General features: G+C 69.4%; 27 protein-coding genes. 12 read left to right on the plus strand and 15 right to left on the minus strand.

Annotated features, from left to right (window positions below):
• Positions 1–18: 18 nt before the first annotated feature.
• From CLM62_RS25295 to CLM62_RS25320, 6 genes are all read right to left on the minus strand, one after another.
• Positions 19–1527, minus strand: coding sequence for a cell wall metabolism sensor histidine kinase WalK (locus tag CLM62_RS25295; RefSeq protein WP_095752198.1), 1509 nt, complete (start codon positions 1525–1527; stop codon positions 19–21).
• A complete protein-coding gene (locus CLM62_RS25300) occupies positions 1524–2261 on the minus strand; it encodes a response regulator transcription factor (RefSeq protein ID WP_095752199.1) in 738 nt (245 codons plus the stop codon). The genes CLM62_RS25295 and CLM62_RS25300 overlap by 4 nt, the downstream gene beginning before the upstream one ends.
• Positions 2262–2368: 107 nt before the next feature.
• Complete coding sequence (locus CLM62_RS25305; RefSeq protein WP_095752200.1) at positions 2369–2554, minus strand: hypothetical protein; 186 nt, start codon at positions 2552–2554, stop codon at positions 2369–2371.
• Positions 2555–2605: 51 nt separating this feature from the next.
• Positions 2606–3673: a S1C family serine protease gene (locus CLM62_RS25310; protein WP_179382224.1), complete on the minus strand. Its 1068-nt coding sequence runs from the start codon at positions 3671–3673 to the stop codon at positions 2606–2608.
• Positions 3674–3837: 164 nt separating this feature from the next.
• Positions 3838–4863 carry a LacI family DNA-binding transcriptional regulator gene (locus CLM62_RS25315; protein WP_095752202.1) on the minus strand — a complete coding sequence of 342 codons (1026 nt, stop codon included), beginning with the start codon at positions 4861–4863 and terminating at the stop codon, positions 3838–3840.
• Between the two features lie 311 nt (positions 4864–5174).
• Positions 5175–5954 carry a response regulator transcription factor gene (locus CLM62_RS25320; RefSeq protein ID WP_095752203.1) on the minus strand — a complete coding sequence of 260 codons (780 nt, stop codon included), beginning with the start codon at positions 5952–5954 and terminating at the stop codon, positions 5175–5177.
• Between the two features lie 165 nt (positions 5955–6119).
• On the opposite strand from CLM62_RS25320, the gene CLM62_RS25325 reads away from it, so the two are divergent.
• The 3 genes from CLM62_RS25325 to CLM62_RS25335 are packed head-to-tail and all read left to right on the plus strand — an operon-like array spanning position 6120 to position 8429.
• On the plus strand, positions 6120–7007 hold the full coding sequence (locus CLM62_RS25325; protein ID WP_095752204.1) for an alpha/beta hydrolase: 888 nt from the start codon (positions 6120–6122) through the stop codon (positions 7005–7007).
• 37 nt (positions 7008–7044) lie between these two features.
• Entirely contained in the window at positions 7045–7299 is a 255-nt protein-coding gene (locus CLM62_RS25330) for a MoaD/ThiS family protein (RefSeq protein ID WP_095752205.1), read from the plus strand.
• A gap of 2 nt (positions 7300–7301) precedes the next feature.
• Positions 7302–8429, plus strand: a complete 1128-nt coding sequence (locus CLM62_RS25335) for a hypothetical protein (RefSeq protein ID WP_095752206.1) — start codon at positions 7302–7304, stop codon at positions 8427–8429.
• Positions 8430–8462: 33 nt separating this feature from the next.
• Here the strand turns inward: CLM62_RS25335 and CLM62_RS25340 are convergent, their stop codons facing one another.
• The 6 genes from CLM62_RS25340 to CLM62_RS25365 all read right to left on the minus strand — a co-directional run bounded on the left by CLM62_RS25340 (position 8463) and on the right by CLM62_RS25365 (position 11690).
• Entirely contained in the window at positions 8463–8729 is a 267-nt protein-coding gene (locus CLM62_RS25340) for a DUF3099 domain-containing protein (RefSeq protein WP_095752207.1), read from the minus strand.
• Positions 8730–8818: 89 nt separating this feature from the next.
• A complete protein-coding gene (locus CLM62_RS25345; protein WP_010351646.1) occupies positions 8819–9106 on the minus strand; it encodes a DUF1416 domain-containing protein in 288 nt (95 codons plus the stop codon).
• 41 nt (positions 9107–9147) lie between these two features.
• A complete protein-coding gene (locus CLM62_RS25350) occupies positions 9148–9987 on the minus strand; it encodes a sulfurtransferase (RefSeq protein WP_095752208.1) in 840 nt (279 codons plus the stop codon).
• A gap of 137 nt (positions 9988–10124) precedes the next feature.
• Positions 10125–10205: a putative leader peptide gene (locus tag CLM62_RS53160; RefSeq protein ID WP_350310325.1), complete on the minus strand. Its 81-nt coding sequence runs from the start codon at positions 10203–10205 to the stop codon at positions 10125–10127.
• 205 nt (positions 10206–10410) lie between these two features.
• Positions 10411–11148 carry a DUF2993 domain-containing protein gene (locus tag CLM62_RS25360; protein WP_095752209.1) on the minus strand — a complete coding sequence of 246 codons (738 nt, stop codon included), beginning with the start codon at positions 11146–11148 and terminating at the stop codon, positions 10411–10413.
• Between the two features lie 137 nt (positions 11149–11285).
• Entirely contained in the window at positions 11286–11690 is a 405-nt protein-coding gene (locus tag CLM62_RS25365) for a hypothetical protein (RefSeq protein WP_095752210.1), read from the minus strand.
• Between the two features lie 176 nt (positions 11691–11866).
• Between CLM62_RS25365 and CLM62_RS25370 the strand changes: the two genes are divergently transcribed.
• On the plus strand, positions 11867–12709 hold the full coding sequence (locus tag CLM62_RS25370) for a helix-turn-helix transcriptional regulator (protein ID WP_095752211.1): 843 nt from the start codon (positions 11867–11869) through the stop codon (positions 12707–12709).
• A complete protein-coding gene (locus tag CLM62_RS25375; RefSeq protein WP_095752212.1) occupies positions 12691–12888 on the plus strand; it encodes a DUF397 domain-containing protein in 198 nt (65 codons plus the stop codon). Before CLM62_RS25370 ends, CLM62_RS25375 begins: the two co-directional genes overlap by 19 nt.
• 4 nt (positions 12889–12892) lie before the next feature.
• On the opposite strand, the gene CLM62_RS25380 is transcribed toward CLM62_RS25375, so the two are convergent.
• Positions 12893–13255: a DsrE family protein gene (locus tag CLM62_RS25380; protein WP_095752213.1), complete on the minus strand. Its 363-nt coding sequence runs from the start codon at positions 13253–13255 to the stop codon at positions 12893–12895.
• 12 nt (positions 13256–13267) lie between these two features.
• Between CLM62_RS25380 and CLM62_RS25385 the strand changes: the two genes are divergently transcribed.
• Positions 13268–13459 (plus strand): hypothetical protein, encoded by a 192-nt coding sequence (locus CLM62_RS25385; RefSeq protein WP_095752214.1) that lies wholly within the window; start codon positions 13268–13270, stop codon positions 13457–13459.
• Between the two features lie 93 nt (positions 13460–13552).
• On the opposite strand, the gene tnpA is transcribed toward CLM62_RS25385, so the two are convergent.
• A complete protein-coding gene (gene tnpA / locus CLM62_RS25390) occupies positions 13553–13984 on the minus strand; it encodes an IS200/IS605 family transposase (protein WP_095752215.1) in 432 nt (143 codons plus the stop codon).
• A 23-nt stretch (positions 13985–14007) separates the two neighbouring features.
• Between tnpA and CLM62_RS25395 the strand changes: the two genes are divergently transcribed.
• From CLM62_RS25395 to CLM62_RS25425, 6 genes are all read left to right on the plus strand, one after another.
• Positions 14008–15330 (plus strand): RNA-guided endonuclease TnpB family protein, encoded by a 1323-nt coding sequence (locus CLM62_RS25395; RefSeq protein WP_095752216.1) that lies wholly within the window; start codon positions 14008–14010, stop codon positions 15328–15330.
• Positions 15331–15351: 21 nt separating this feature from the next.
• The gene (locus CLM62_RS50215) at positions 15352–15528 is read left to right on the plus strand and encodes a hypothetical protein (RefSeq protein WP_179382220.1); all 177 of its coding nucleotides are present in this window, start codon (positions 15352–15354) and stop codon (positions 15526–15528) included.
• Positions 15529–15778: 250 nt separating this feature from the next.
• Positions 15779–16354, plus strand: coding sequence for an FABP family protein (locus tag CLM62_RS25410; protein ID WP_095752218.1), 576 nt, complete (start codon positions 15779–15781; stop codon positions 16352–16354).
• Between the two features lie 330 nt (positions 16355–16684).
• Positions 16685–18268: a substrate-binding domain-containing protein gene (locus CLM62_RS25415; protein WP_095752219.1), complete on the plus strand. Its 1584-nt coding sequence runs from the start codon at positions 16685–16687 to the stop codon at positions 18266–18268.
• Positions 18269–18277: 9 nt separating this feature from the next.
• On the plus strand, positions 18278–18787 hold the full coding sequence (locus CLM62_RS25420; RefSeq protein ID WP_095752220.1) for a Fur family transcriptional regulator: 510 nt from the start codon (positions 18278–18280) through the stop codon (positions 18785–18787).
• Positions 18788–18797: 10 nt separating this feature from the next.
• On the plus strand, positions 18798–19763 hold the full coding sequence (locus tag CLM62_RS25425) for a folate-binding protein YgfZ (RefSeq protein WP_095752221.1): 966 nt from the start codon (positions 18798–18800) through the stop codon (positions 19761–19763).
• Positions 19764–19903: 140 nt separating this feature from the next.
• Here the strand turns inward: CLM62_RS25425 and dtd are convergent, their stop codons facing one another.
• Complete coding sequence (dtd, locus tag CLM62_RS25430) at positions 19904–20329, minus strand: D-aminoacyl-tRNA deacylase (protein WP_095752340.1); 426 nt, start codon at positions 20327–20329, stop codon at positions 19904–19906.
• Positions 20330–20485: the final 156 nt, after the last annotated feature.

A 20485-nucleotide genomic window follows, 5' to 3' on the forward strand; every position in this document is an offset into this window, starting at 1 on the left:
CCGGGCACCCTACGAGAGTCACTCGGCGGCGGGGGAGGTGCCTTTCGGGCTCACCGGGCTCACCGGGCCGTCCAGGATTTCCAGGCTTTCCGGCTCCGGCGTCTCCGGCGGAGGCGTCGGAGCCCCCGGCAGCCGTACGGTCACCACCGTGCCGCCGCCCTCCGCGCGGGCCAGCGTCACCTCGCCGCCGGCCTGCTGGACCGTACGGGCGACGATGGAGAGGCCCAGGCCCGAGCCGGGGAGCGCGCGGGCGCTGGGGGAGCGCCAGAAGCGGTCGAAGACGTGGGGGAGTTCCTCGGCGGGGATGCCCGGGCCGTGGTCGCGGACGGTGAGGACGCCGTGGGCGAGCCGCACCTCGACGATGCCGCCGTCCGGGCTGAACTTCACGGCGTTGTCGAGGATGTTGACGACCGCGCGCTCCAGGGCGGCCGGTTCCGCCCGGACGTACCAGGGCTGGAGGTCGGCGGAGATGGTCAGCTCGGGGCCGCGCAGCCGCGCCCGGCGCAGGGCGGACTCGACCGTGTCCTCCAGCGCGATCACCTGCACGCGTTCGCCGCGCTGGCCCTCCGACCGGGACAGTTCCTGCAGGTCGCCTATGAGGGAGGCCAGCTCGGTCATCTGCGCCTTGACCGAGGCGAGGAGGGCCTTGCGGTCCGCCTCCGGGATCGGGCGGCCGGTCTCCTCGCTTCGGGTGAGCAGTTCGATGTTGGTGCGGAGTGAGGTGAGGGGGGTGCGGAGTTCGTGGCCGGCGTCGGCGATGAGCTGTTGCTGTAGCTCACGGGAGCTGGCCAGGGACGATGTCATCGAGTTGAAGGAGCGGGAGAGGCGGGCGACTTCGTCCTCGGCGTCCTCCTCCACGGGGATGCGCACGCTCAAGTCCTCTGTGCGGGCCACGCGTTCGACGGCCTCGGTGAGCTTGTCGACGGGACGCAGGCCCGCCCGGGCGACTGCCAAGCCGGCAGCACCGGCGCCGACGACTCCGACGCCGGAGACGAGGAGGAGGATCAGCGCCAGTTCGTTGAGGGTGGACTCGGTGCCCTCGAGGGGGGTCGCGAGGAGCAGGGCGACGCCCTGCGAGTCGGATGAGTCGACGCCCAGGTACAGCGTCAGCACGCGTACCGCGTTGCCGTCCTCGTCGGTGCCGTTGCGGACGATCCCCTTGTCACGGTTCGCGTTCCTGATCACATCCTTGTCGGAGTTCGTGACCTTGACCGTGCCCAGGGAGTCCAGGGCGACGCATGGGTCGCCCTCTTCCTTGATCAGCTGGGCGTAGTCCTTCGGGAACCGGAATCCCCCGGGGTTCGACTGGGCAGTCGGAGAGCAGTTCTGCAGGAGCGACCCGACCGTGCCGGGCCTCTTCACCATTTCCTTCAGGTCACTGTCCACCTGCTCGTACAGCTTCCCCTGCACGATGAACCAACAGGTCACCGAAACCGCCGCCACCGCGAACGCCACCGCCGCCGCCACCAGCAGCGCGAGTCTCGACCGGATCGGCAGGGACCGGAACCGGCGTGCCAGCTTCCTCACTCCGCGCCGCCCTGTCGGAGCACATACCCCACACCCCGAACCGTGTGCACGAGCCGCGGCTCGCCGCCCGCCTCGGTCTTGCGGCGCAGGTACATGACGTACACGTCCAGCGAATTCGACGACGGCTCGAAGTCGAAGCCCCAGACCGCCTTCAGGATCTGCTCACGGGTGAGCACCTGACGCGGATGCGCCATGAACATCTCAAGAAGCGTGAACTCCGTGCGGGTCAGCTCCACCGCGCGCCCACCCCGCGTCACCTCCCGCGTCGCGAGATCCATCCGCAGGTCGGCGAAGGTCAGCGCCTCGTCGTCCTCCAGGGCACCCGCTCCGGCCGCCGCCGCGTACGAGCTGCGGCGCAGCAGCGCGCGGACACGGGCGAACAGTTCGTCGAGCTCGAACGGCTTGACCAGGTAGTCGTCGGCCCCGGCGTCCAGCCCCGTCACCCGGTCGCCGACCGTGTCGCGGGCCGTCAGCATCAGGATCGGGGTCGTGTCGCCCGCGCCGCGGATCCGGCGGGCGGCGGTCAGACCGTCCATGCGCGGCATCTGGATGTCGAGCACGACCAGGTCGGGCCTGTACGCCGTCGCCTTCTCCAGCGCGTCCACGCCGTCCACGGCGACCTCCGTGTCGTACCCCTCGAAGGCGAGGCTGCGCTGGAGTGCTTCGCGCACCGCCGGCTCGTCGTCGACGATCAGGATGCGCTGGGTGTCACGGTCGCCTTCGGCGGGGCTCATGGGCTCGGGTTCCTCGGGTGCGGTGGGACGACAGGGGACGGAAGGTGATGAACGCCTTCAGCGTCGCATGTTTCCCGACGGGCGCGGTATGGGACGGGGACGGTGGGTCAGCCGCGTACCGTCCGGCGGCGGGCGCGGGCGGCAGCCGTACGGCGGCCTGCCGGGCGAGGGGCGACCTCGGGCGCCCGGGCCGCCGACGCGGCCGGCGCGTGCAACTCGTACGCCACCTCAAGGGCGAGGGCGAACCCGGCCGGGTCGATGCCGGTCACCGTGTGCGAAACCTGCTTGATCACGACGTACTCCCTACTCGCTCTGAACTGACTCGCAACGGGCTCGGAACGGGCTCAGTTGTCGGACCCGCCGGCCCGCAGCGTGCTGAGGTCGGCCTTGACGGTGTTGATCGGGATGGCGAAGCCGAGGCCCTGGCTGCCGGCTTCGGCGGAGCTGGAGGCGGACGAGTACATCGCGGAGTTGATGCCGATGATGTTGCCGTTCATGTCGATCAGCGCGCCGCCGGAGTTGCCGGGGTTCAGCGAGGCGTCCGTCTGGAGTGCCTTGTACGTCGTCGTGGAGGAGCCGGTGTCGCCGTTGAACTGCTGGCCGCCGAACTCGAACGGCCAACTGCCGCCGCCCTGCTGCTGTTGCTGCTGACCCTCGTCCGTCGAGACGGTCACGTCGCGGTCCAGGGCCGAGACGATGCCGCTGGTGACGGTGCCGCTCAGGCCCTCCGGGGAGCCGATCGCCACGACCTCGTCGCCGACCTGCACGCCTTCGGAGTCGCCGAGGGTGGCCGCCTTCATGCCGGAGGCGTCCTCCAGCTTGATGAGCGCGAGGTCCTTCTTGCTGTCGGTGCCGACGATCCGCGCGGTGTACGTCTTGCCCTCACTGGTCGTCACCTTGATCGACGAGGCGCCGGAGACGACGTGGTTGTTGGTGATGATCTCGCCGTCGCCGGTGATGATCACGCCGGAGCCGGTGGACTCGCCGGCGTTCGAGTTGGCGTTGATCTCGACGATGCTCGGGCTGACCGCCTTGGCGACCCCGGCGACCGTGCCCTTGGCGGCGGACGGCACCACGTTGGTGCTGGTGCTGCTGGAGGAGGTGACGGTGTCGTTGCCGGTCAGCTCCTGGATGCCGTACGCCGTACCGCCGCCGATGGCCGCGGCGACGATCGCCACGGCGGCGAGCAGGGCGAGCGGACCGCGGGTGCGCTTCTTGGGAGCCGGGGCGGGACCGGCGAGAGGAGCCACGGACGGCGGCCCCGGCGGGGGCGGCCACTCCGGGTTCACGTAAGTCGCGGTGGTCGCGGGGTTCACGGTGGGGGAGACGTGCTGCTGCTCGGGGTACGCGGACTCGTGGCCGTGCCCCTGGGGGTTCTCGTACTCGCCGCTGCCGCGGAATGTCTCGGTCATGGCAATGAGCTTGTCGCCCCCCCATGAGAGCTCCCTGAGTGCTCCCTGAGAAGCCCGGCAGAACCTCGTACGTCCGATATAAAGACGCTTCTGGCAGCTTGAAGAGCTCTCTCAGAGAACCCTCAGCAAAGAACTCTCAGCAAAGAACTCTCAGCCAAGGCCCGTCAGGCGACACACCCGCAGGACCGCCGCACCACCAGCCGCGACGGGAACTGCTTCAGCCGCTCCCGCCGCGCCCCCGCCACCCGCAGCCCGTCGTCGAGGACGAGGTCCACCGCGGCGCGGGCCATGGCCGGCCGGTCCGACGCGACCGTGGTCAGCGGCGGGTCGGCCAGAGCGGCCTCCTTGATGTCGTCGAAGCCCGCTACCGCGAGTTCGCCCGGCACGTCGATGCGCAGCTCGCGCGCGGCGCGCAGCAGGCCGATCGCCTGGTCGTCGGTGGAGCAGAAGATCGCGGGCGGCCGGTTCGGCCCGGCCAGGATCTTGAGGGCCGCCTGGTAGGCGTCGTAGCGGTTGTACAGGGCCTCGAAGAGCCGTCCCTCCGTGGAGATCCCGGCCTCGGCCATCGCGCGCCGCCAGCCCTCGACGTGGTCGGAGACCGGGTCGCCGACCGCCGGCGTCTCCGCTATGCCGCCTATACAGGCGACGTACTCGTACCCGTGCTCCAGCAGATGGCGTACGGCGAGCTGGGCGCCGCCCAGGTCGTCCGTGACGACGGCGACGTCGTCGATGGCCTCCGGCCGCTCGTGCAGCAGCACCACGCGCGCGTCCCAGGCCTCGATCTCGGCGGCGGCGAGGTCGTTCATGGCGTGGCTGACCAGGATCAGCCCGGAGACGCGCATCCCCAGGAAGGCCCGCAGATAGTGGACCTCGCGCTCGCCGACGTAGTCGGAGTTGCCGACGAGCACCATCTTTCCGCGCTCGGACGCGGCCTGTTCGACCGCGTGCGCCATCTCCCCGAAGAAGGGCTGGCGCGCGTCCGGCACGATCAGGCCGATGAGGTCCGTACGCCGGGACGCCATCGCCTGCGCGACCCGGTCGGGCCGGTAGCCCAGCTCCTTGATGGCGGCGAGGACACGCTCGCGCGTGGCCGGGGCGACCGGCCGGGGTCCGTTGTTGATGACATAGCTGACGACGGCGGTGGACGTACCCGCCAGCCGCGCCACATCATCCCTGGTTACCTTGGCCACGCGCGGAGTCTACGCGGATGGACCCGCTCTGGGCAGGGCGTGCGGCACGCCACCTGCGCCGGAAGGGCCCCGCCCGAGCGGGAGCGATGCTGGGGCCTGTCCGGCGGATCATGCCGCAGAGCGGGGTCGCAGTGACACCAGCCGCTCCGCGGCGGGCTCCCATCTGCCGCGTTGTCGTCGGTCGCCGACGCTCCGCGTCGACTCCCTCCTCCGCCTTGCAGCTGGACGCCAGACCCCGCTCACCTGCGCTTATTGGTCCCGCTGCTTTCCTGCGACCTGATCCGCCGGACAGGCCCCAGCGCGGGCGCCCGTCATGCCTCGGCCGCGATCTCCGCACCGTCCAGAGCGGCCGCATCGTCCGCATCTTCCGGCTTTGCCTGGATCGCCTTGGCCTTCGCCTCGTCCAGGCCGCGGTCGCCCTTCTCCGGCGTAACGAATCGATAACCGACGTTCCGGACGGTCCCGATCAGCGACTCGTGCTCGGGTCCCAGCTTCGCGCGCAGCCGTCGTACGTGCACGTCGACCGTCCGGGTGCCACCGAAGTAGTCGTACCCCCAGACCTCCTGGAGGAGCTGCGCGCGCGTGAAGACGCGGCCCGGGTGCTGGGCGAGGTACTTCAGGAGCTCGAACTCCTTGAAGGTGAGGTCGAGGACCCGGCCCTTCAGCTTGGCGGAGTAGGTCGCCTCGTCGACCGACAGGTCGCCGTTGCGGATCTCCATGGGGGAGTCGTCGTTGACGATCTGCTGGCGGCCCATGGCCAGGCGCAGGCGCGCCTCGACCTCCGCCGGTCCGGCGGTGTCGAGCAGGACGTCGTCGATGCCCCAGTCGGCGGTGACGGCGGCGAGCCCGCCCTCCGTCACGACGAGGATGAGAGGACAGCCGGGCCCGGTGGACCGCAGCAGCTGGCACAGGCTGCGGACCTGCGGAAGGTCACGCCGCCCGTCGATGAGAATGACGTCGGCACCGGGGGTGTCGACGAGAGCGGGTCCCTCCGCCGGGGCCACGCGCACGTTGTGCAGCAGCAGACCGAGTGCGGGGAGCACCTCCGTGGACGGCTGGAGAGCGTTGGTCAGGAGCAGCAGAGAACTCATACGTCTGGTTCCTCCTCGGTCCCTGCGAGGACGTTTACGGCCATGCTCTGCGATCCCGGGGCCCCGTACACCTGCGGTTTCCCGCGTCGTATACAACGCTTCCGAAAGCACAAAAGGACCCGGGGGCTACGCTGCCCGAGTCCTCTGCCCAGCAGAATAGCCCACATGAGCACTACTCCGGCAGGTCATGTGGCCCGATCCACCGTTCGTCCGCACTCTGAGACGAGCAGAACTACCCCTATACGGACGTTTCTGCACACCACCGATGGTGTGACGATCGATTCCGTATACGACCCGGGGGGCGTCGTATACGACGCTTCACGGCCACCTGCCCGTGACCTGGCGTTCGTGATCGCGCACGGCTTCACCGGCGATGTGGACCGCCCGCACGTACGGCGGGTGGTGAAGGCGTTCACCCAGTACGGAGCCGTGGTCTCGTTCTCCTTCCGGGGCCACGGAGCCTCCGGCGGGCGCTCGACGGTCGGCGACCGGGAGGTCCTGGATCTGGCGGCGGCCGTGCAGTGGGCCCGCTCGCGCGGCCACGCGCGCGTGGTCACCGTCGGCTTCTCCATGGGCGGCTCGGTGGTGCTGCGGCACGCGGCGCTGTACGGGGCGCGGCATGGGGGGCGGAATGAGGGGCGCACGGAAGCGCGCGGGGAAGCGCACACGGATGCGGTGGTCTCTGTGAGTGCGCCCGCACGCTGGTACTACCGGGGTACGGCCCCGATGCGCCGGCTCCACTGGCTCGTGACCCGCCCCGAGGGCCGCCTCGTCGGCCGCTACGGCTTCCGGACGCGGATCCACCACCGGGAGTGGAACCCGGTCCCGCTGTCTCCCGTCGAGGCGGTCCCGAGGATCGCCCCGACCCCACTGCTGATCGTGCACGGCGAGATGGACGGCTACTTCCCGGTCGACCACCCGCGCATGCTGGCCGCCGCAGCCGGTGACCACGGCGAACTCTGGCTGGAGCCGGGCATGGGGCACGCGGAGCACGCGGCGGACGACGGGCTGCTGGGGCGGATCGGGGACTGGGCTGTCGGACAGTCCGGCTAGCCTGACGGTGTACACCACCGACTGATTGAGGAACCGGATGCCAAAGGTCACGGTGCGCTACTGGGCGGCCGCGAAGGCCGCGGCCGGGATCGCCGAGGAGCCGTTCGACGCGGACACGCTCGCCGAGGCGCTCGACGAGGTGCGCGGGCGACACCCCGGTGAACTGGTGCGCGTCCTGCAGCGATGCTCGTTCCTCGTCGACGGTGACCCCGTGGGCACCCGCGGACATGAGACGGTACGGCTGGCCGACGGCGGCACGGTCGAGGTGCTCCCGCCGTTCGCAGGAGGGTGAGGATGACCGACCAGCCGTATGAGGGACCGTACGAGGGGCAGTACCCGCAGGGGTACGACCCGTACCAGCAGCAGAGGCACCAGGCCCAGCAAGGCCGGCACAGCCGGCAGGGCCAGGCGTGGCCCGGGAACCAGGCGTACGAGGACCCGCAAGCCGCTCAGCAGTACACGCAGCAGTGGCAGGGGCAGACCTGGGAGACGCAGGCGCACGCGCCGGTGTCCGCGGCCGAGACCGCGTATGTGCCGCAGCAGGCGCCCGCGTACCCCTCGTACGAGGCTTATGAGGCGCGGCAGCCGCAGGCCCGCCCGCCGCAGCCGCCCGCGTCCGAAGAGGGCCCGGCCTACGGCCCCGCCACCGTCGTCGGCAACGCCCGCGTCACCGACGCCCAGCGCGCCCGGCTGGAAGGCCGTTCCCCGATCATCGAGCCCGGCATGCAGCCCGCCGCGCTCACCGCGCTTCTCGGCCTGCTCCTCTCCGGTACGGCGGCCATCGGGTCGTACGCCCTCCTCGTACCGCTCGTCGTCCTCCAGGCCGTCACGGCCGCGGGCTGGTTCCGGCTGAACGGCATGTGGCCCGCCCGGCAGGGCATCGCCCTGGCCTTCGCGGGCGGGCTCACCGCGGACGCGGTGCTGCTGGTGGCGGGCCGCGAGCACGGGCCCGCCGCGATCCTCGGCACGCTGGGCGTGTGGGTACTGCTCGCCCTCGTCCTGCAACTGCGCTCGCACGCCGACCCGGACGAGCGGATGTACGGCCTCATGGCGAGCGTCGCCTCGGCGGCCCTGGCCATCGTCGCGGCCGGCCACCTCGCGGCCGAGCCGGAGGCGGTCACGGTCGGCGCGGTGGCGGTGGCGATCGCCCTCCTGGCCCGCGCACTGCCCCTCCCGACCCCGGCCTCCGTGATCGTCTCTCTGCTCGCCGCGGCGGGGGCGGGGATCGCGGTGGGCGGGATGACGGGCGTGGGGGCGGACGGGGCGATGCTGGGGCTGGGGGCGGCGGTCTGCGCGCTGATCGGCCACCGGGTGGCGAGCTACGACTACCCGTCGAAGTTCGTGCACTTCACGGCGGGGGTGGCGTTGCCGCTGGCTGCGGCGGCGCCGGCGGTTTATGTGCTGGGGCGGGCGCTGGGCTGAGGGGGCGGGCCCGGGGGCGGAGCCCCCAGAGGGTCACCTCGACCGCGGCCGTTTCTTGCCGTCCAGCTCGTCCCACCACTCGTCGGACTTCGGGTCGCCGGACGGGTCGTCCCACCAGCGGTCCTCGGGGCCGCGGCGGTTGGCGACCATCGCGGCGAGGGGCGGGATGACCATGGCGATCACGCACATGCCGACGGCCACGGGGATCGACCAGAGGCGTACGACACCCCAGGCCAGGACGAAGAGGCCGATGCAGATCCCCATCATGGCGAAGTAGCGATGACGGCGCTGTGCGTACATGCCTCCAGCGTAGGTCGGGGCACGCCGAAGGGCCGCACCTCAGGAGTCCGACCCGCGAGGTGCGGCCCTTCAGGCGTTCGAGTCGTGCCTCAGACCGCGATCGCGACCTCGGCCAGGCCGCCCTGCTGGGCGACGACCGTGCGGTCGGCGGTGGCGCCGGGTACGAGGGCGCGGACGGTCCAGGTGCCCTCGGCCGCGTAGAAACGGAACTGTCCGGTGGCGGAGGTCGGGACCTCCGCGGTGAACTCGCCGGTCGAGTCCAGCAGGCGGACGTAGCCGGTCACCGGCTCGCCGTCGCGCGTCACCTGACCCTGGATCGTGGTCTCACCGGGCTTGATCGTCGAGGCGTCCGGGCCGCCGGCCTTCGCTCCACACATGTCGTCTCCTGAAGAGGTCTTGAAAGGTCGGTCGGGTCTGCTTACTTGTTGGCGCCGAGCTCGATCGGCACGCCGACGAGGGAGCCGTACTCGGTCCAGGAGCCGTCGTAGTTCTTGACGTTCTCGACACCGAGCAGCTCGTGCAGGACGAACCAGGTCAGGGCCGAGCGCTCACCGATGCGGCAGTAGGCGATCGTGTCCTTGGACAGGTCCACCTGCTCCTCGGCGTAGAGCTCCTTGAGCTCCTCGTCCGACTTGAACGTGCCGTCGTCGTTGGCGTTCTTCGACCACGGGATGTTGCGGGCGGACGGGACGTGACCCGGACGCTGCGACTGCTCCTGCGGAAGGTGGGCCGGCGCGAGCAGCTTGCCGGAGAACTCGTCGGGCGAACGGACGTCGACCAGGTTCTGCGAGCCGATGGCCGCCACGACGTCGTCGCGGAAGGCGCGGATCGACTTGTCCTGCGGCTTGGCCTTGTAGTCCGTGGTCGGGCGCGACGGGACCTCCTCGACCAGCTCGCGGGCGTCCAGCTCCCACTTCTTGCGGCCGCCGTCGAGGAGCTTGACGTTCTCGTGGCCGTACAGCTTGAAGTACCAGTAGGCGTACGACGCGAACCAGTTGTTGTTGCCGCCGTAGAGGATCACCAGCGTGTCGTTGGCGATGCCCTTCGCCGACAGGAGCTTCTCGAAGCCCTCCTGGTCGATGAAGTCACGACGGACCGGGTCCTGGAGGTCCTTGGTCCAGTCGATGCGGATCGCGTTGCGGATGTGGTTCTTCTCATAGGCGGACGTGTCTTCGTCCACCTCCACGACGGCGATGTTCGGGTCGTCCAGGTGGTCCTGGACCCAGTCGGCGTCGACAAGGACGTCGCTGCGGCTCATGGCTCTTTCTCCTCCGGGGCAGTTGCGGCGGGGCGTGCGAGTGAGAGGGGCGCGCGGGCAGACCGTGAGCGGCGCACGCGCGCGGATGCCCTGGGCAGGGCGGCGGGGATGCGGAAGCCGGCGTCCGGTCCTTCCGCTCAGAAGGTGCGACAGAGCATGGCGGCGACGCGGCACAGGTCTACTGCCCGCCGCTTCGTGAGATCCGCCTGTCGCTTCATGGGCTCGATCGTAGGGATGGACGGGTGGGCGTGTCACCGGCGTGTCGGATAGTGAGATGCGATCGTCCGCGATGTGGGACGAGAATCGCGCCCGGGCCGTGTCGCACGGTTCCCGGGCGCGTGCAGCCGTCGTCACATCTACGGTACGGACGGCGGCGTCTCGTCTTTCGGACACCGTCTGTCCACCGAATGTTCGAGCCTCGTCCTACCCGGCCAGCTTGACGTTCGAACCCGTCACCGTGATCTCCACACCGCTCTTCGCCGCCTGCACCTTGTCCAGCTGGATGCCGCCGGGCAGACCGTCGATCTTCTGCTCGAAGTCGGTGATCGCCCGGACCCGGCCTTCGGCGAGGTCGACGCCGCCGAACGAGGGCAGGTTGTCGGCGTGCACCCGCACGGTGTTTCCCTTGGCGGTGACCGTGCTGAGCACGTCGACCGGCTCCGGCAGCTTGGTGCCGAGCACCGTCGCCTCGACCGTGACCTTGATCTTGCCGTTGCCGCCGTCGGAGAGGCCGACGACGTTGGCGGTGACGCCGGGGGCGACCTCGGTCGGCTCGGACTTGGCGGTCTTCAGCAGCTCGTCGTAGGTGATGGAAGCGGTGCCGGTGGCGGTCGCCGCGGTGGCGGAGCTGTAGTCGCCGGAGAACGCGACGCCCTTCATGTTCGCGTTGAGATCGTCGATACGGATCTTCTCGCCGCCGGTGCCGGTGTCCGCCTCGTAGTCCTGGATGCCGACCTGGACGTCGTCCAGCTCGCCGCCCGCTACCTGGGTGAGGAAGGGGAAGCCCTTGATGGAGACGTCCGGGGTGGTGGCCAGGCTCTCGGTGGTCTTCAGCCTGTCGGCCACCTCGCCCTCAGCGAAGTTGACCGCGACGCGGTCGGCGATCACGAAGAGGCCGCCGAGGATCACGACGACGATCAGCAGTATGCGCAGCGCTCGCATGCGGTGGCCTCCCAAGGTGGCTTGTTCGACGGCGGCAGTCGAGCCACGGTAACTCTGCGGAGGGGGATGGGCCTCAGATTGTCGATCTTCTGTGACAGGAGGCGGATACGGCAGGGCCGGAGGCGGGACCGCCTGCCTCATGAGCGGTGCTCCTTGCGCTGGTGCTGGCGCAGCAGCACGTTCGCGTCCGTCTCCGCGCTGCGGTCGAACACCGCCCGCGCGGCCTCACGCCGCTCCGCCAGCTCCGCGCACACCGCGCAGCCGGGGACGGGCAGCGGCGGGCGGCTCAGGTCGTCGGGGTCCGGGGGTACGGCGGCGCCGACCGCCCACGTGCGCGCGTTAGCCGCCCGCAGTCCGGCGCTCAGCCGTTCCTGCGGGGTGGCCGGGCGCAGGGCGGCCGGGTCCGCCTGCCACTCCCGGCCGCCGCCGACGGGGCGTAGCAGGGCGTACGGCCCTGACTTGTCCTGGTACTCGCCGACCTTGCTCGTCGCCGGGTCGTAGAGGAGGGATCCGGGTTCGAGGGGGTCCGACTTCTTGGTCATCGTGTGCGGCTCCTTTTCTGCGAACGCCCGTACGCAGCGCGAGCGTTGGACTACGCTGCGTGTTCGGGTGCTATGAGCATGGCGCACAAACAGGGCCTTTGGGCTGTTGCAGGGCCTTACTGCAACGCCAGGCGGTCCAAAGGCAACAAACGCAACAGCCGACGCGAAGGAGCGCGATGCCACAACGAAGGGTGATCTCAGGCCGCAGCTACGAGCCCAGGAAGCGGTTCGCCGAGGAGCTGCGGCTCCTGAGGAGTGAGCAGGGCTTGAGCTTGCGGGACCTCGCGAAGGAGGTCGGGTGGGACTCGTCCCAGTTCAGCAGGATGGAGAGCGGGCGAGCACTGGGCGGGCCCGAGGCCGTACAGGCGCTGGACCAGTACTACGGGACGCCGGGGATGCTGCTGGCATTGTGGGAGCTGGCGGTGGGGGACCAGACGCAGTTCAAGGAGCAGTACCGGCGGTACATGGCGCTGGAGGGCGAGGCGGTGAGTCTGTGGCAGTACTCAGTGAGTGCGCCGCCGGGTCTGCTCCAGACGGGCGGATACGCCCGCGAAGCGCTTGCGGCGGGCGGGATCAAGGACCGGGAGCTGGACCAGCAGGTCGAAGCGCGTGAAAGTCGACGGGAACTGCTGGAGGGGGAGGACGCGCCGCCGTTCCGCGCCATCCTCTCCGAGGCAGTGCTGCGCACGTTGCTGCGAGACGCAGGGGAGTGGCGTGCGCAGCTGGAGTATCTGGCGGAGGCATCGGAGCGCCCGAACATCACGCTCCACGTGCTGCCGTTCAGCGCCGGTCCTCACGGCCTGATGAGTACCGACACGATGTTCCTGCGGCTGCTGGACGGGCAAACCGTGGCGTACGTCGAGACTGACGTACGCGGTGAACTGATCGAGGAAACAAGCATGGTTGAGCGCTTGCAGCGCGCTTATGATGCGGTGCGTGACCTGGCCCTGTCCCCGGTCGAGTCGCGGAAGTTCATCCTGCGGATGTTGGAGGAAGTGCCGTGCGAGCCATCGACCTGAGCAACGCGACGTGGCGCAAGAGCAGCTACAGCAACACGGACGGCGGCAATTGCATAGAGGTCGCCGACAACCTCCCCGTCGTCCCCGTCCGCGACAGCAAGGCCCCCGCCAAGGGCACCCTCGTCTTCAATACGGCGGCCTGGGTCACCTTCGTCGGAGCGGTCAAGTCGTCTCAGTAGACCCTCAGTACACCAGCGCCTGGGTCTCGTCCCCCAGCGCCTCCTGCACGAACACCTGCGCCCCCGCGATCCGCACGCCCTCGATGACGTCCTTCTCCGCGATGTCCCGGCGGGCCGCGCACTGCGTGCACAGGGTGACCTGGCCGCCCGCCAGGATCGAGTCCAGCAGGTCCGGCAGCGGGGCCGCGTGCGGCAGCTCGAATTCGGCGGCGCGCCCCGGCAGGGCGAACCACGCGGACTCGCCGGTCAGCCACAGGGAGACGTCGACGCCGCTGGCCACCGCCACCGCCGCCACCGTGAACGCCTGGGAGCAGCGTTCGGGGGCATCGGCCCCCGCCGTCACCTTGAGAACCAGCTTCTTCGCCATGCTCGAATCGTAATGCGCGAGGCGTTCCGGCAGGATCTGCTCCACCTCGACACCGCGGCCGTCGTGGACGAGGTGTTCTCCGCAGATATAACCCCGTACAGCAGCCCGGGCTGGGTGGTGCGCGGCGCCGGGGACTCCGCTTTCGACGAGGACTTCCCGGAGCCGGCCCGCCTCGACGACGTCCAGCGCTCGGTCTGCCTTTGATCTTGGCCAGTGCTCCGCCATTCGGGGCGGGAGTGAAGGCCATCTCAGGACCGCTCTGACCCCCACCGTTCGCACGGGTCCGCAGTGTTGTCATCAGCCTGTGGGGAGCTGCTGGTTCTCGATGTATTGCTTGACGACGGTCAGCGGTGCCCCGCCGCAGGATCCGGCGAAGTAGGAGCCGGACCAGAAGTGGCCGCCCCACAAATACCGGCGTACGTGAGTGTCGTACTCCTTGCGCAGCAGTCGGGCGGAGACGCCTTTGAGGGAGTTGACCAGCTTGGAGAGCTGGACCTTGGGCGGGTAGTGCACGAGGAGGTGCACGTGGTCATGTTCGCCGTTGAACTGTTTCAGTTCGGCCTCGAAGTCCGCGCACACCTCCCGCATGATCTCTTCGCACCGGCTGAGCATGGCGTCGGTGAATGCCCCGCGCCGGTACCTAGTGACGAAGACCAAGTGGACGTGCAGGTTGTGAATGACATGACGGCCGGTGCGTACATCCGGGTTCGGCTTCCAGCGTGGCGACATAAACCAAATGATACAGTGACCGTGTGACCACGGAACGTGTGCTGGAGAAGCGGCAGTTCGGGCATCGTGCCCGGCTGGCGCTGACGCCTGCGCAGACCCGGCTCGTGGACGACCAGGCGCACGCCGCCCGCGCGATGTGGAATCAGCTCCACGATCTGTGGCAGATGACGCCGAAATGCCAGCGCTCCCTGACCCGCATGGACCAGACGCTGCGGCAGGCCCGCAAGGAGATCGACTTGTACGCGGTGCTGCCCGCGCAGGCCGCACAAGCAGTCCTCAAGACGTACGTCCAGGCGTGGAAGAACTGCTGGGACGGCCGGGCCGAGGAGCCCACGTTCAAGGCCCGCATCCGCGCCGTGATGTCCGTGGACATCCCGCAGGCCCGCGACCTGCACATCAAGCGAGTGCACCGCCGCTGGGGCATGGTCAACATCCCCAAGATCGGCCGCGTCCGCTTCCGCTGGACCAAAGATCTCCCTGTCGGCAAGAACGCCGACAGGGAGAACCGCATCACCGGGGCCCGGCTCGTCAAAGACGCGCTCGGCTGGCACATCGCCTTCCGCGTCCAGACCCTGGAGCCCAGACCTGAACCGCACACCGGCCCGGAAGTCGGCATCGACGCCGGAGTGAACCTCCCTCTCGCCCTGTCCGACGGCAACCACCAGGACCACGGACGGCCGCCCCGACTCCCGGACGGCACCGCCGACCGCGACAAGTGGCTGAACCCGGACGAGAAAGCCAAGCTGCTCCGCCTGGAACAGAGGGCCGCACACCGCAAGTCCTTCCGCAAGCCCAAGGAGCGCAGCTCCAACCGGCTCCACGCCACCTACGACCAGATCAAGCAGCTCCGCGCAAGAGCCACGCGCCGCGCGCTCGACTGGCAGCACAAGACCACCACCGCCCTCGCCCGCCAGTACGGCACGGTCGTGGTCGAAGCACTCACCATCACGAACATGACCAAGAGCGCCCAGGGCACCGTGGAAGAGCCGGGGAGGAACGTCGCGCAGAAGTCCGGCCTGAACCGCTCCATCAGCCAGGAGGCGTGGGGCCGGACCGTGACCATGCTGACGTACAAGACCGCCCGCCAGGGTGGCACCCTGCACAAGGTTCCCGCTCCGAACACCTCCCGGCGCTGTTCCGCATGCGGGTTCATCACCCCCGGCAGCCGCGAGGACCAGGCCACGTTCGTATGCAAGAACCCGGACTGCGGTTGGGAAGGCAACGCCGACCACAACGCAGCCCGGAACGTCTTGCACCTGTACCGGATGGGCCACGGGCTCATCCCGGCTGCCGGAAGGGCAGTCGTCAGGCGCACACGCGGCGTCAAGCCCGCCACCGCAAGGTAGGCAGGAATCTCCTTCCTGAGCTTGCGAAGGAGGAGAGCACTTCAAACGGAGACCAAGCCGTACGGCGCCGAGCACGTCCGGCAGGCGTACCTGGCCGCCGGGGACGTCCTCGGTGTGATCGTCCAGTCCCGGAAGGGCACCGCGCCGGCCGTTCCGTTCCAGCAGACGGTGACCCTGCAGAGCCAGCTGCTCGGGTGAGGCCCACGAGGGTGTACCTCACACGGAGAGCCGGTCTCCGGCCGCGTAAGCTGGGGCCCGGCTCTTTTGTGTACCGCTGTCCCACGATCGTCCGAGGAGCACTCCGTGCTTGAGATTTTCTTCGAGGCCCTGCTGATCCTGGTCTGCGTCGGCGTGCTCGGCTTCGCCTGGCTGACCGTGAAGAAGCTGTACCAGGGCCAGCGCTGACCGCCGTAGTAGGACGCTGACCCCCGTCTAGGAACTGTTGCTCATGATCGAGATCCCGTCCGACCTCCACAAGGAGCTCGTCCCCCTCGCCTTCCTGCTCGGAAACTGGGCGGGCGCGGGCGTGCACGACTTCCCCGGCGCCGAGAAGTGCAACTTCGGTCAGGAGGTCACCTTCACACACGACGGCCGGGACTTCCTCGAGTACCGGTCCCACACCTGGGTGCTGGACAACGACGGCAACAAGGTCAAGCCGCTGGAGTCCGAGTCCGGCTACTGGCGCATCGACACCGACCGCAAGGTCGAGGTGACGATGGTCCGCGACGACGGCGTGGTCGAGGTCTGGTACGGCCGGCTGGCCGACAAGAAGCCGCAGATCGACCTGGTCACGGACGCGGTGGCGCGTACGGCGGCCTCCCGCCCGTACACCGGCGGCAAGCGCCTGTACGGCTACGTCAAGAGCGACCTGATGTGGGTCGGCGAGAAGCAGACCCCCGAGGTCGAGCTGCGCCCCTACATGTCGGCCCACCTGAAGAAGGTCGTCACCCCGGAGGACGTCGAGCGCTGGGCCAAGGCCCTGCCGGACGACATGCCGGACGACGGGATCGCGTTCTTCCGGTAGGTCTCGTTCACCATTGGGTGAAGTGCCGCATCCTGGGAACCGTCGAGTCTGCCGGGCTCGGCCTCTTCTGACCTGCCCCTTCATGCCTTCGTTGCCGCTGCCACCGGACGGCGAGCAGAGGGCGATCGGTGCCACGCTCGCCGCGCTCGACGACAAGATCCATTGAGACGACAGCGCGGCCCTGCGACCCTTCCCGCCCGGCAGGCCTGAATAGGCGTCACCTTGTTCGCGTCCCGTTCATGTGCGGGACAGCGGGCTCTCACGCTGTTGAAGTCTCCTCTACCGAGCATCTGTTCCCCTTGATTCGACGCTCGAGCAGGGGGACTTGAGGTGTTCGAGACGATCGCCGACTTCTTCGGCGGACTCAGTGACGGGCAGATGTGGGCGGGTGCCCTGGTGTGTGCCCTCTGCGCGAGCACCGTCGCTTTCTGGCTGGACCGGTACCAAGGGGTGCGGCGCATCAGCTGGAGCGAGGTCTACAACGGGCCCATCAACAAGCACATCAACCACCAGCCGCCGCCCGGCATGTGGGAGATCCACTGGCAGGGCCGCCAGATCAGCGAAGGCAGTCTGGTCATGCTGGAGGTGCGCAACTCCGGTGTGCAGACGCTGGAACCCGAGCACTTCGTCAACCCTCTCACCTTCACCTTCACGGGCAAGAAGGTCGTGCACTTCAAGGTGCGGGACGCCAACGAGCCGCTGGAGGTGACCCTGCGTCCACAGGTACCCGCGCCTGCCGCCCCCGAGCCGGCCGACGGTATCGGCCCCGGTGTGAGACTGGCCCCGGTCCCGGCAGCGAGCCGGCAGGCCGACACGATCACCCTGCCGGTCTTCCCCCTCAACCGGCGCGAGCGCTTCCGGCTGCTGGTGCTGCTGGAGGACGACGGGGCCGGCTCCTCGGCGAAGCCGCCCAAGATCACCTCGGGCGGGAAGCTGAAGGGCGGCCGGATCAAGAAGACCGCCGGGCGGGCCAGACGCCGGTGGGCCACCGCCATCGTCGTGACGCTCGTCGCGGCCCTGAGCGTCGGCGCCGGCGTCTACGCGAACAACGAGAGTCTCCGGCTGGACGCGAACTGCTCCCAGGTCCGCCGCCTCACGCTGACGGGCTCGACCGCCTTCTCGCCCCTCGCCCACGAGGTCAAGGAGGCGTACGAGGAGCAGTGCCCCGACACCGACGTGGTGCTGGAGGCGACCGGTAGCCAGGAGGGGCTGGAGGAACTGCGGGCGAACCCGGCCGCGGAGACCATCGCCATGGTGGACACCGTGGCCGGACAGGAACCGGAGAAGGGCCTCGACGCCCACACCGTCGGTGTGATCGTCTTCGCCGTGGTGGCCAACCAGTCCCTCGCACAGGACCTGGGCCCCGGCCAGTCGCTCTGGGACCTGGGACTGAGCCAGAACCAGCTCAGGCAGATCTTCACCGAGGGCGGCTTCCGCGACGACGACGGACGCATGGCCACAACGCCCGTGGCGGTGGTCCGCGCCGACGGGTCGGGCACCCGGAACGCCTTCGAGGAGCGAGTGACCGGCGGGCAGGGCACCCCGCCCGCGCCCCGGTGCACCGCCGGCTCGACGGGAGTCTGTTCCGTGGGCTCCACGATGGAACTGCTCGACTACGTGAACCGGACCAAGAACGCCATCGGGTACGCGGAGGCCAACGCCCTGCCCTTCTTCCCCAACGTGCGGACCGTGCCGATCAACGGCACTCCCCCGACCAAGGAGAGCGTCCTCGACGGCGACTACCCCTTCTGGGCCTCCGAGGTCCTCTACACCCGTGAGGGCGCGTCCGGACTGACCCGCGACTTCCTCGACTTCCTGCGCAGCCGGGGAGTGTCGAAGCTGCTGGAGGGCCAGGGCTTCCTCCCGTGCCGGGAGCTGAGGGACTCCAAGGACGAGGAGATGAGGTGCGCCTAGACTTGCATCGTGGTGAGCACCGACTGGAAGAGTGACCTCAGGCAGCGCGGCTACCGGCTGACGCCGCAGCGGCAACTCGTGCTCGAAGCCGTGGACACCCTGGAACACGCGACCCCCGACGCCATTCTCGTGGAAGTGCGGAAGACGGCGTCGGGGATCAACATCTCCACGGTCTACCGGACCCTGGAGCTCCTGGAGGAGCTCGGGCTGGTCAGCCACGCGCACCTGGGGCACGGAGCGCCGACGTACCACCTCGCGGACCGGCACCACCACATCCACCTCGTCTGCCGTGACTGCACGAACGTCATCGAGGCGGATCTGAGCGTGGCCGCCGAGTTCACCGCCAAGCTGCGGGCCGAGTTCGGCTTCGACACGGACATGAAGCACTTCGCGATCTTCGGCCGGTGCAAGGACTGCTCTCTGAAGACCTCAGCGGTGCAGTCCTCAACGGTGCAGCCCTCAACCGTGAAGCCCTCAACGGTGAATGCTTCAACAAAGACTTCAACTACCGAGTCGTAGGCTTAGGCATATGAAAAGCCCCCTGCTGTCTCTGCCCGGCGCCGTCCCCGCCGAGGGCGTGGACGAAGGCGTCGCCGCCCACTACGGCGATCTCTTCCGCGAACAGCGCGCCCTCGCCGACGGGAGCGGTTTCGTCGACCTCTCGCACCGCGGAGTCGTCACCGTCTCCGGCGAGGACCGGCTGAGCTGGTTGCATCTGCTGCTCACCCAGCACGTCAGCGAGCTGCCGACGGGGCAGGCCACCGAGGCGCTGGTCCTCTCCGCGCACGGCCACATCGAGCACGCCCTGTACCTGGTGGACGACGGCTCGACGGTCTGGGCGCACGTCGAGCCCGGCACCCAGGAGGCGCTGATCGCGTACCTGGAGTCGATGAAGTTCTTCTACCGCGTCGAGGTCGCCGACCGGACGGACGACTTCGCCCTCGTGCACCTGCCGGCCGGTTCGATCGCCGAGGTGCCGCAGGGCGTCGTCGTCCGCGAGACGCCGTACGGCCGTGATCTCTTCCTCCCCCGCGCGGAACTGGAGTCGTACGCCGAGAAGGCGGGCCCCGCGGCCGGAATCCTGGCCTACGAGGCCCTGCGCGTCGAGCACCACCGCCCGCGCCTCGGCTTCGAGACCGACCACCGCACCATCCCGCACGAGCTGGGCTGGATCAGCACGGCGGTCCACCTCCAGAAGGGCTGCTACCGCGGCCAGGAGACGGTCGCCCGCGTGCAGAACCTCGGCAAGCCCCCGCGCCGCCTGGTCTTCCTCCACCTCGACGGAAGCGAGGTCCACCTGCCGACGCCCGGCACCGAGATCCGCCTCGCGGACGAGGGCCCCGACGGCCGCAAGATCGGCTTCATCACCACGTCCGTACGGCACCACGAGCTCGGCCCGGTCGCGCTCGCGCTGGTGAAGCGGAACGTGCCGGTGGACGCGAGGCTCCTGGCCGGAGAGACAGCGGCCGCGCAGGAAGTGGTCGTCGAGCCGTAGTCGTGCGACTGCGGCTCCGCTCCGTCGTGGCTGGTCGCTCCCCCACTCTCGGCTTCGCTCGAGCGGGGGGACCCCCATCGCGGCGGAGCCGCATATCGATACAGCCCCGCGCCCCTGGGGAACTGCACACCCTCGGCTTTCTAGATCTCCAGCAGTACGGTGAACGGGCCGTCGTTCGTCAGAGACACCCGCATCCGGGCGCCGAACCGGCCCGTCGCCACCGTCGCGCCCAGCGCGCGCAGTTGGGCGACCACCTCGTCCACGAGCGGTTCGGCGACATCGCCGGGGGCGGCCGCGTTCCAGGTGGGGCGGCGGCCCTTGCGGGCGTCGCCGTAGAGGGTGAACTGGCTGATGACGAGGAGGGGTGCGTCGATGTCGCTGCACGACTTCTCGTCGGCCAGCATGCGGATCGACCACAGCTTGCGGGCGAGTTGGGCCGCCTTCTCCTTCGTGTCCTCATGGGTGACCCCGACGAGGACGCACAGCCCCTCGCCCTCGATCGCCCCGACCGTCTCGCCGTCCACGACGACGCTCGCGCCGTCCACCCTCTGCACCACTGCACGCATGCGGTCCATGATGCCGTGCGGAGGAGAAGCGCCCGTAAGGGGATTCTTTTTTATTCCTTACCCGCCCATCTGGGGCGGATCGGGGGCACTCGTTCACATAGCGGCCACTTGGGGTGGCACCATGCTTCCACACGCCGGTCGAGGGGACGGTTGAGG

It is taken from the genome of Streptomyces sp. SA15 (assembly GCF_002291145.1).
GTDB lineage: Bacteria > Actinomycetota > Actinomycetes > Streptomycetales > Streptomycetaceae > Streptomyces.

Excerpts from the sequence above, each read along its gene's own strand:
- CLM62_RS25300 (WP_095752199.1), bottom strand. The coding sequence starts at position 2,261 with ATGAGCCCCGCCGAAGGCGACCGTGACACCCAGCGCATCCTGATCGTC.
- CLM62_RS25310 (WP_179382224.1), bottom strand. The coding sequence starts at position 3,673 with ATGACCGAGACATTCCGCGGCAGCGGCGAGTACGAGAACCCCCAGGGG.
- CLM62_RS25320 (WP_095752203.1), bottom strand. The coding sequence starts at position 5,954 with ATGAGTTCTCTGCTGCTCCTGACCAACGCTCTCCAGCCGTCCACGGAG.
- CLM62_RS25325 (WP_095752204.1), top strand. The coding sequence starts at position 6,120 with ATGAGCACTACTCCGGCAGGTCATGTGGCCCGATCCACCGTTCGTCCG.
- CLM62_RS25330 (WP_095752205.1), top strand. The coding sequence starts at position 7,045 with ATGCCAAAGGTCACGGTGCGCTACTGGGCGGCCGCGAAGGCCGCGGCC.
- CLM62_RS25335 (WP_095752206.1), top strand. The coding sequence starts at position 7,302 with ATGACCGACCAGCCGTATGAGGGACCGTACGAGGGGCAGTACCCGCAG.
- CLM62_RS25340 (WP_095752207.1), bottom strand. The coding sequence starts at position 8,729 with ATGTACGCACAGCGCCGTCATCGCTACTTCGCCATGATGGGGATCTGC.
- CLM62_RS25345 (WP_010351646.1), bottom strand. The coding sequence starts at position 9,106 with ATGTGTGGAGCGAAGGCCGGCGGCCCGGACGCCTCGACGATCAAGCCC.
- CLM62_RS25350 (WP_095752208.1), bottom strand. The coding sequence starts at position 9,987 with ATGAGCCGCAGCGACGTCCTTGTCGACGCCGACTGGGTCCAGGACCAC.
- CLM62_RS53160 (WP_350310325.1), bottom strand. The coding sequence starts at position 10,205 with ATGAAGCGACAGGCGGATCTCACGAAGCGGCGGGCAGTAGACCTGTGC.
- CLM62_RS25360 (WP_095752209.1), bottom strand. The coding sequence starts at position 11,148 with ATGCGAGCGCTGCGCATACTGCTGATCGTCGTCGTGATCCTCGGCGGC.
- CLM62_RS25365 (WP_095752210.1), bottom strand. The coding sequence starts at position 11,690 with ATGACCAAGAAGTCGGACCCCCTCGAACCCGGATCCCTCCTCTACGAC.
- CLM62_RS25370 (WP_095752211.1), top strand. The coding sequence starts at position 11,867 with ATGCCACAACGAAGGGTGATCTCAGGCCGCAGCTACGAGCCCAGGAAG.
- CLM62_RS25380 (WP_095752213.1), bottom strand. The coding sequence starts at position 13,255 with ATGGCGAAGAAGCTGGTTCTCAAGGTGACGGCGGGGGCCGATGCCCCC.
- CLM62_RS25385 (WP_095752214.1), top strand. The coding sequence starts at position 13,268 with ATGCGCGAGGCGTTCCGGCAGGATCTGCTCCACCTCGACACCGCGGCC.
- tnpA (WP_095752215.1), bottom strand. The coding sequence starts at position 13,984 with ATGTCGCCACGCTGGAAGCCGAACCCGGATGTACGCACCGGCCGTCAT.
- CLM62_RS25410 (WP_095752218.1), top strand. The coding sequence starts at position 15,779 with ATGATCGAGATCCCGTCCGACCTCCACAAGGAGCTCGTCCCCCTCGCC.
- CLM62_RS25425 (WP_095752221.1), top strand. The coding sequence starts at position 18,798 with ATGAAAAGCCCCCTGCTGTCTCTGCCCGGCGCCGTCCCCGCCGAGGGC.
- dtd (WP_095752340.1), bottom strand. The coding sequence starts at position 20,329 with ATGCGTGCAGTGGTGCAGAGGGTGGACGGCGCGAGCGTCGTCGTGGAC.